The organism is Vibrio zhanjiangensis, assembly GCF_030161235.1.
In the GTDB taxonomy this organism is placed as follows: domain Bacteria; phylum Pseudomonadota; class Gammaproteobacteria; order Enterobacterales; family Vibrionaceae; genus Vibrio; species Vibrio zhanjiangensis.
This window is the reverse complement of record NZ_BSPW01000007.1, coordinates 1-8564: the sequence shown is the minus strand read 5'-3', so window position 1 is coordinate 8564 and position 8564 is coordinate 1. Positions and strand designations below refer to the sequence as shown.

Genomic DNA, 8564 nt, shown 5'->3' with positions numbered 1-8564 from the left:
GTTAACGTAATGACAAAGTCGCTTGGTAATTAAGGTACGACAGAATCGCTTGGTGATCACACTTGATAAAAAAGGAATTTTTGCTACTCCTAGTAATTCACCAATTAGAGCTTTTATTCAACACAGCAATCATGTAAATGACAAAACATCAAATTATTGATTTTTATGATGAAAATTACCTTGGTATTCAGTTTGAAATCTTAACCAAGCGCTAAGGCTCGCTGATATCACTCAAGATATACGTAATATGTTGGCAGAAAAATATCATCGGGATAAGGTTGTTAAAGCTCATCGTCCACTCTTTCGAGGAATAATTAAAGCCTTTAGAAAGGGGGGAACTTGGCAACCAAACCATATTTATTCCCTATCATTATATAGATATAAAAAATTTATATTTTAAAAATCTTGATAGAAAGAAATAGATTGCATATAAAATATCCGAGGTTAAGTCATCACCTGATTAACCTAGACACTTTGATTGATCTATTAATATTGCTTCACTAGGAGAATGTTATGAACTCAATTGATTTAACACCACTTTATCGTACTACCATTGGATTTGACCGTATGGCAGCGCTAATCAACAGCGCGCTAAGTTCAGATCCTATCCCAAGTGGGTACCCTCCCTACAATATCGAAATGCTCAGCAATTGTGAGTACAGCATTACGCTTGCTGTCGCAGGTTTCTCGCAAGACGATATTGATATTCAGGTAGAAAATGGGCTACTCACGATCAAAGGTGAGAAAGAGAGCCGTAACGATGAGCAAAGCAAGCTGTTGTATCAGGGCATAGCAAATCGCTCATTTGAACGGCGCTTTAACCTTGCTGAATATGTAGAAGTCATTAGTGCTGATATGAAAGACGGGCTATTGACCGTACATCTAAAAAAAGAAGTACCCGAAGCTATGAAGCCAAAGCGCATTGAAATCAGTGTCGATAAAAAGGAGGCGATTGAGCATAAAAAGTAACCTAATTCGAGAGCTGCGCGCGCAGCTCTCACCGATACATTTGTTGAAGAATTGATGTTTTCAAGGAGGATACAATGACTGTTTGCCCATCTTGTAAAACCGAAATGATCTCGAGAAATGGCATTCATGTTTGCCCTAGAAATGAAATCGGTGATTGCGCTTTTGACGCCTATGCCGAATACAAGCAAAACTATTATCTTAAGCCAAAACTCCAGCATACTCCCAACCACTGGGCGATTCACCAACCTAGCCGCCCGCGATATGTGATGCGATAATTTATTGGCTTATATAGCACTCAATATGTTCCAAAAGCGAGCCGATGTTGGCTCGCTTATCTTTGCTCTGACAACGATAAGTCTAGTTTCGCCAATTGAGGCCAGCTTTGTTGTGCAGTTCTGATGAGCATTCGGCACGATAGAGGTCTCTAACGATACTGATTTCTCGTTTTATCAGCGCCCCCATCAAGTCGGTATTCCCACATTGATCTTGCAAACAAGCGTTAGCACCAGCTTCTAGAAGTAAGCGAACACTATCTTTATTACCCTGATAAGCAGCAACCATTAACGCGGTATAACTTTGACTATTGCGTTGATCAATTGGAAAGCCTTGCAATACAAACGTCTCAAGCACCTTATTATCACCAATTCGTGCTGCTTCAAAAAATTGCTCTACCAAAGATTGGCATCCCTGTTCAATATTGGTTTTCGCTGCCAGCAAGCTAAATGACAGACCCAGTGAAAACAAAACTGAAGCTAGCAATAGTATTTTCATTTTATTACCTATAAAAATGGCCTAAGATAACTCTGGCAGAAAATAGCCGTTTGCATGATTTCATACTGCACCTGATTAGCGGGTTAATTAATAAAAGCATATCAAGATTCAGTATTCTCTAATATTTATGAGAAACAAAAATTTCAGTAGACAAGTCAACATAGAATATAAACCTGATCAACTTTATTAAATTTAAAATCTAAGAAATCATTACTAAATATAAAATTAATTAATATTTTAATAAAAAATATTTGAATACTTTATCAACATAAAGCACGTATTTATTTTTCTTTTAACAGTGCTTTGAAATCCTGCTGGCCAAATTGCTCCACAAATTCCTCAGTACGCTGTTTTAAATGTGGGTTATTACATTTCAGTTGCCATAAAGTACGAGCTATACCAATCTCCCCTGAAACGATACTCGCCATTAAAGCAGTATTACCCCGAGTATCGACAAGACAAGGATCTGCGTTTGCTGCCAATAACATATCTACAACCTGCTTTTGCCCGCGAAAGGCGGCAACCATCAGAGCACTGTAGCCTTCTCCATTTTGAAAATTGATATTAACCTTGTTGTTAATAAACACCTGTATCGTATCGACATCACCAGTGCGTGCTGCGTGAAAAAAGGCCAGAGCCAATTGCTCTTGGGGCAAAAGTTCTGGCTTGGAAACAAGGTTACTATCGCCATATGTTATGGCTGGTTTGTTACCCTCTAGGGACTCAGCATACGTCCCATGGCTAAGCATACCTAGGGTAAACACCATTACCCCAAGTAAGAGTATTTTATAGTGCGAACCAAGAGACGTCATCTTTGTCCTCCCCGCTTTGTGTCCTTGCATAATGAAGTTCCTAAAATAAATCGTTAGATTAGTTGAGAAAAATAGCGGTTGGAGAGTCTCAAGCAAATCGCCCAAAAAACGACAACTAAACTCTCCAGCCGCTAAAACGACATTAATGCTTTTCCATCATCTCTTGGCTATAGCCTTTGGGGTCCAGTCCAAGAGCCTCTCCTACTCTCTGGCCATATTCTTTATCAGCAAGGTAGAAATATCTCACCATGGTGTTTTTGACCCGCTCTGATTCTACTTGGCTCAGTGCATCTTTGAGGTTATTGACTAAATTGGTCCGCTCTTGTGGCGTAAAGGAGCGATATAAAATACCTGCTTGATAGAAATTACGCGGCTGGTTGATCTCTTCACGAGTGAGATACCCTTGAACCATGTCGCTGTTATCCTTTTCAACCAGTACCTTTTGCTCGACCAACTGGCTCGGGTTGTAATTGACTTCTCCTCGTAATTCAGCGGTATTCATTAGACCATCGATATGGTAGTTGACCACTTCAGCTAGAGGTTTATTGGCTTGCAATTGTTGATAATTGGCCCCTAAACGATACATCTGCGCATCAGCATATGAAAAGAGCCTCCCTTGCAACATCTTATCTGGCGTAGCGGCAATACCAGCGATCATACGAGAAGGTGCATAAGCCGCCATTTCGGTATACTGGAAAAAGTTTGGCGGTATTTTATCGAGCACCATAGTCCCCAGTTTTTGCTCAGGTACATCAAACCACTGTTTGGTGTTATCAAAAATATTAAAGTCAAATTGATTGAGATCCTTGGGGTCAATCACCTTAACCATCAGGTCCCACTTCGGATAATTGCCTTGTGAGATATTGGTATAGAGATCGCGGGTCATATGACTGAAGTCTTTTCCTTGAATTTCTTGCGCCTCTTGAGTGGTCAGGTTCTTTATCCCTTGTTGTGATTTCCAGTGAAACTTGACAAACTTAGTATCTCCATCCGCATTAACAAACTTAAACGTATTCACACCAAATCCATCCATGGTCCGGAATGAAGCGGGCGTTCCAGTATCCGAAAACAGCCAAGTGAGCGTTTGTGTAGATTCTGGTGTTTTAGAGAAAAAGTCGAAGATACGACTTGGGTCTTGAAGATTTGTGACTGGAGACGGTTTGTTGGCATGAGTAAAATCGGGAAACTTAATCGCATCACGGATAAAAAACGTCGGTAAATGGTTACCCACCAAGTCCCAGTTACCCGTTTGAGTGTAAAATTTTACCGCAAAGCCACGCGGGTCACGCGCAGTTTCAGGTGAACCTTTAGAATGAATAACGCTAGAAAAACGGACCAAAACAGGCGTTTTTAGACCTTTTTCACTAAATAGAGAAGCCGCTGTTAGCTGAGAGTGATCAGCCGAGGAAATAAAATATCCCTGAGCCCCAGTACCACGCGGATGCATAACCCTTTCAGGGATACGTTCACGAACAAAACGCTGTAATTTTTCAATCAGATGTACATCTTGTAAAAGGACAGGACCACTATTTCCTATTGTCAAAGAGTTAAAATCATCGGTTATCGGACTGCCACCATCATCCGTGAGTACAATTTCCTTCGACATTTTTTCATTGGCATATTCTTCACTGGCATATGTATTAAACGGAATTATTATTGTTGATACCACCGAAGCGCTGATCGCCATCAAAGCGACCTTCTCTTTAGATACTGTTAATAAATTAACTAGATTCATAAATAAGTTCCCACTGCATAAAGTTTCCATAAATAAAAATAACAGGACGGAAAAACTGTTATGCCTAAATAATAAATATCACTATTAATTAAACCAATTATTTATTCCTATCAGATCAATAGGTAAAATCGTCATGAATTTTCTAGATAAAAAGATTACGAAACCACTCTGGTTATCAGAGTGAAAACGTTGACAGAAGCTAAAAAAATAGAAAAATACACTTAACAACTACCCGTTCAAGTAGATGAGTTAAGTTTACAAACTGAAAGCCAAAATACAGGTCAAAGACCCTTTGTTAGCCGTTAATATTGTCTTCGGCTGGCGAGCACCCCAAGCTTGGGCATAATATCTTGTGCAGCGACAATAAAGTTTGCCAGTAAGGAGATTACCTTCAACTTTAAGTATGCCTGCAAACTCTCATAACTAATATGCTCAAGTAGCTCTGAGGACTGGAATACCCACTCTACGATACTTTTAATATCTGTATCATTTATACTGTTTTAGTTTCCATTGGACTGTAAATCTGCATATAGGCAACACTCTCTATAGTTACAAGCTAAGCAAGGGGAAGAGGACTTGTAAACACACATTCCATCTTTAGGCTTCATGACAGCATTACCGCGCAAATAGCCAGCAAATAAAGCCTTCTCATCTGATGTAAAACAATTTAGATATTGATAGAAAAGACCTACAAGTTTATGCAACGGTTCTTCTAGCTCATCAAAATCGAAAAATCCCCTTTTAGCTGTACTCCTGAAAAAGTCTATTAATAAGAAGGTGCAATAATACAAGATCGGCTTTCAAACTCGGGAAATTCAATTAAACCTTTATGACCAATACTAGGGACATCACGAAGTATCGATTCAAATGCTTTGAAGAAGCTCAGTTCTCGTTTTTTAGCCGTATCAACAAGCCTCAATAGCCGCTTATTGTGAGTGAAGCATTTATAGTTGAACAACCACTCTCGTTTTAGTCAACTATGTCTATAGCTTAAATGCTGGTCAGGGCAATCGCGCATTGATTTATCGAACTTTCATCATAGAAACAAATGTCACCATTAGATATGCATTGACTACATGGTGCACTCGAAGCCCTTTTTCTATTTCCTTGTAACGCACGCTATGAAGCTCCCCGATCAACTTTGATAGATTTTCTGCTAATTTTTTCTGGGCCACAAAGTTGCCATTTTTAGCAAAATGTACTTATGAAAAAAGGCTCTGTCATATAATGGTTAACGCTAGCAAGCCTGAACACATAGCTGAAAAGAGACTCTTCAATGTTGAGGTTGTTTTCAACTAAGACCAATTCCCTCCTTACCAAAACTCACCTTAAGATATTTTTTGCAACAAGCCCCAACCGATCATTTCTTGCTTAACTAATCGGCATTAGGCCCTAGGGTCTGCTTTTTTGTTCCACCACTGAGACTCAATAGCTCGCAATTGATGGTGATACCTTTTAGGTATAAGCAAAAAGAGAATTCAGCCCCTAATTCGATCATGAAAGAATTAAGCTCTAAATAAGGAGGCTTTATGCTTAAACGTGAACTTGCAAATGGGTTGACCGTCAGCTCAATTGGCTATGGTGCGATGGGGTTGAGTGAATTCTATGGCGAAACAAATGACCTACAATCTCTAAAGCTACTTGACCAGTTACTTGAGCTTGGTGTTGACTTCATTGATACCGCAAACTTTTATGGACGTGGCCACAATGAAGAGCTGATTGGTTATTACCTATCTAAACTGCAACCTTCTCAACGCCAGCAAATTAAAATTGCCACCAAGTGTGGTATCGATCGCCCTGCAGAAGCTGCGTATGCTCGCAGCATCAATAACACACCAGACTATATACGCAAATGCTGCGAAGAATCTCTTCAGCGCTTAGGGGTCGAGTGTATTGATTTGTTTTACCTTCACCGAGTCGACAGTAAGATCATCGAACAGAGCATGGATTGCCTAGGACAGTTAGTCAAAGAAGGCAAAATTGCTCATGTCGGGCTTTGTGAAGTGTCTTCGAAAACACTGCTTAAAGCACACTCAGTCTTTCCAGTCACCGCTCTGCAAACAGAGTACTCACTTTGGACTCGAGACATTGAGGAAGATATTCTTGGAACACTGAAAACCAATAACATCGGCTTAGTGCCCTACTCTCCTCTAGGAAGAGGCTTCCTCACGGGCAAGTTAACGCGTAATAGTGATCTCCCAGATGGTGATTTTCGCAAAACCAATGATCGATTCCTAGATGGGAACATCAATCACAACCGCAGCATTCTAGACATCATTCAGCCGATTGCACAAAAATATCAAGCGACACCTGGTCAGATCGCGTTGGCATGGCTGTTGGCTCAATATGAACATATCGTTCCTATCCCAGGAACTAAGAAACGGCACTATCTCAAAGAAAATGTTCAGGCATCTGAAATAATCTTAGAGAGAGAAGACCTTACAACATTGAATAACATCCCACTTCAATTTGAAGTAAAAGGGCAACGTTACTCTGAAGAAGGTATGAAAGGAGTCAATGTCTAAAACTCTATCGCAAAAAATGGGCCTCACTCAAGTAAGGCCCATTCTTCTTGCTATTGCGTACCCAGATTTTGTTGATTCGATGTCTTAACAATGAGTTTATATCCTCCTGTAGATAAGACAACACCAACAATCACCAAGAGCGCGCCAGTCAACTGTGAAGGACTAGGTAAAATGCCCGTACACGCTGTAATCAACATCGTAAATACAGGAACAAGATTGAAAAATATGGAGGTATTAGCCGCACCGACCTTACTCAATCCCACATTCCAGAATAAGTACGCTAATACCGAACCCGCGATCCCCATATAAATAGCTGCAAAATGCACACTCACTGGAGCAAACAAGAGTTCAGTTATCATATCGCTACTAACAGCAGCCGATAACACTATCCCCAATGTCCCAAAAAACATGGTAAAGCTAGTCGTTTGTAGAGCTGAAGAGTTTTTTATAAACCTTTGACAACCAATTGTATATAAACACCAACATATACTACCAATGAAGATTATAAAATCCCCTTTTGAAAAGTTCAGCTCTATGATGTTATCCATATTGCCTTTGCTAATTACAAAAACAACACCTGAAAAACTAAACAGAATTCCAATCATTTGATTAATGGCAATTCTGCTTTTAGACAACAAAGTCGAAATAATTAAAGTAGTGATTGGTGTAGTTGCCATGATCAACGCGCCATTTGTAGCACTAGTACTCTTCAGTCCGATAAATAGTGACAAGTTAAAACCAGAAATTCCAAGCAAACCAAGAATTGCAAAAACAATGGCATTGTTTCTCAATACACTTAAGTTATTTTTCTCTTTCCAGAATAGGTAGGCCATGATAAAAAATGTTGCAATAACAAAACGCTCTGCTGCCGCTACCATTGGTGACAAGTGTCCAACGACAAACGCCCCTGCATTGAAGTTAGAGCCCCAAAAAACAGTTGAAAGAATAATGCCTATATAAATATAAAAATTTGTTCTCATTGTTATTATCTCCATTGGTATGCATCTAGAGCTAAAGTCGATACCAAAGCCGTTCGAGATGTATTTAGAATGTACATGACAGCATCAGAAACATCAGAAGTAGAAAGCATATTTTTCTGCTTCTCCTTCGGGATTTTCACATAATCTTCCATCAAGCTGCGAAAATTCGAATCCACTTTATCAAGTACAAGGCTAGTCACCTTGATACTATTTTTCTTGGCGTATTCCTGAAGCCCTTTTGTTAAACCTTCTACAGCATGCTTTGATGAAGCATAAGCATACATGTTTGCATTTCCCTGAAGCCCCCATATCGAAGAGGTGTTAATAATAATGGAGTCTTCTACTTTTTTTAGATTTGGTAATAAATTGTCTATCAATCGAAAATAACCATGTACGTTTACATCAAATGTCGTTTCCCATTCATCAATAGTGACATTATCAGGATCGCCAAAATAGGCGATTCCCGCAACATTAATAATTGCGTGAATTTGGCCAAAGCACTCTATAGCCTCGCTAGCAACCTCAGCTACTCGGCTATGATTCGTAACATCTAACACAGCGGTACAAAAGCGTTGCTCGTCTTGAATATTTTCGTAATATTCTTCAACGTTTTCTAGTGGTCGATAATGACATGCATAAACGCTATGCCCTTCCTTTAATAATCTAATAGCAACATCGGGGCCTATACCGCTTTCAGTTCCAGTAATAAGAGAAGTGGACCCCAATGGTTGGACACATAAACTAATTCCTTAAGTGGTTGATCCAGCTTATG

8 protein-coding genes are annotated in these 8564 nt (G+C 39.6%); 3 read left to right on the top strand and 5 right to left on the bottom strand.

Translation table 11 applies throughout. The annotated features are described in order from the left end of the window. The first annotated feature begins 513 nt into the window (after positions 1-513). Positions 514-969, top strand: a complete 456-nt coding sequence (locus QQK21_RS01580; protein WP_284190456.1) for an Hsp20 family protein — start codon at positions 514-516, stop codon at positions 967-969. 74 nt (positions 970-1043) lie between these two features. Further along, positions 1044-1244, top strand: coding sequence for a hypothetical protein (locus tag QQK21_RS01575; RefSeq protein WP_284190455.1), 201 nt, complete (start codon positions 1044-1046; stop codon positions 1242-1244). Positions 1245-1326: 82 nt separating this feature from the next. On the opposite strand, the gene QQK21_RS01570 is transcribed toward QQK21_RS01575, so the two are convergent. From QQK21_RS01570 to QQK21_RS01560, 3 genes are all read right to left on the bottom strand, one after another. Continuing rightward, positions 1327-1740: an ankyrin repeat domain-containing protein gene (locus tag QQK21_RS01570; protein ID WP_284190454.1), complete on the bottom strand. Its 414-nt coding sequence runs from the start codon at positions 1738-1740 to the stop codon at positions 1327-1329. Between the two features lie 281 nt (positions 1741-2021). Continuing rightward, positions 2022-2582: an ankyrin repeat domain-containing protein gene (locus QQK21_RS01565; protein WP_284190453.1), complete on the bottom strand. Its 561-nt coding sequence runs from the start codon at positions 2580-2582 to the stop codon at positions 2022-2024. Positions 2583-2694: 112 nt separating this feature from the next. Continuing rightward, positions 2695-4287 carry a catalase gene (locus tag QQK21_RS01560; protein ID WP_284190452.1) on the bottom strand — a complete coding sequence of 531 codons (1593 nt, stop codon included), beginning with the start codon at positions 4285-4287 and terminating at the stop codon, positions 2695-2697. A 1529-nt stretch (positions 4288-5816) separates the two neighbouring features. On the opposite strand from QQK21_RS01560, the gene QQK21_RS01555 reads away from it, so the two are divergent. Further along, positions 5817-6812 (top strand): aldo/keto reductase, encoded by a 996-nt coding sequence (locus QQK21_RS01555; RefSeq protein ID WP_284190451.1) that lies wholly within the window; start codon positions 5817-5819, stop codon positions 6810-6812. A 50-nt stretch (positions 6813-6862) separates the two neighbouring features. Here the strand turns inward: QQK21_RS01555 and QQK21_RS01550 are convergent, their stop codons facing one another. Both QQK21_RS01550 and QQK21_RS01545 read right to left on the bottom strand, forming a co-directional pair. Beyond that, positions 6863-7792, bottom strand: a complete 930-nt coding sequence (locus tag QQK21_RS01550; protein WP_284190450.1) for a DMT family transporter — start codon at positions 7790-7792, stop codon at positions 6863-6865. Positions 7793-7797: 5 nt separating this feature from the next. After that, positions 7798-8517, bottom strand: a complete 720-nt coding sequence (locus QQK21_RS01545) for an SDR family oxidoreductase (RefSeq protein ID WP_284190449.1) — start codon at positions 8515-8517, stop codon at positions 7798-7800. Between the last annotated feature and the right edge of the window lie 47 nt (positions 8518-8564).

Coding starts and splice junctions, on each gene's coding strand:
- QQK21_RS01560 (WP_284190452.1), bottom strand. CDS start 4,287: ATGAATCTAGTTAATTTATTAACAGTATCTAAAGAGAAGGTCGCTTTG.
- QQK21_RS01550 (WP_284190450.1), bottom strand. CDS start 7,792: ATGAGAACAAATTTTTATATTTATATAGGCATTATTCTTTCAACTGTT.
- QQK21_RS01565 (WP_284190453.1), bottom strand. CDS start 2,582: ATGCAAGGACACAAAGCGGGGAGGACAAAGATGACGTCTCTTGGTTCG.
- QQK21_RS01555 (WP_284190451.1), top strand. CDS start 5,817: ATGCTTAAACGTGAACTTGCAAATGGGTTGACCGTCAGCTCAATTGGC.
- QQK21_RS01575 (WP_284190455.1), top strand. CDS start 1,044: ATGACTGTTTGCCCATCTTGTAAAACCGAAATGATCTCGAGAAATGGC.
- QQK21_RS01570 (WP_284190454.1), bottom strand. CDS start 1,740: ATGAAAATACTATTGCTAGCTTCAGTTTTGTTTTCACTGGGTCTGTCA.
- QQK21_RS01580 (WP_284190456.1), top strand. CDS start 514: ATGAACTCAATTGATTTAACACCACTTTATCGTACTACCATTGGATTT.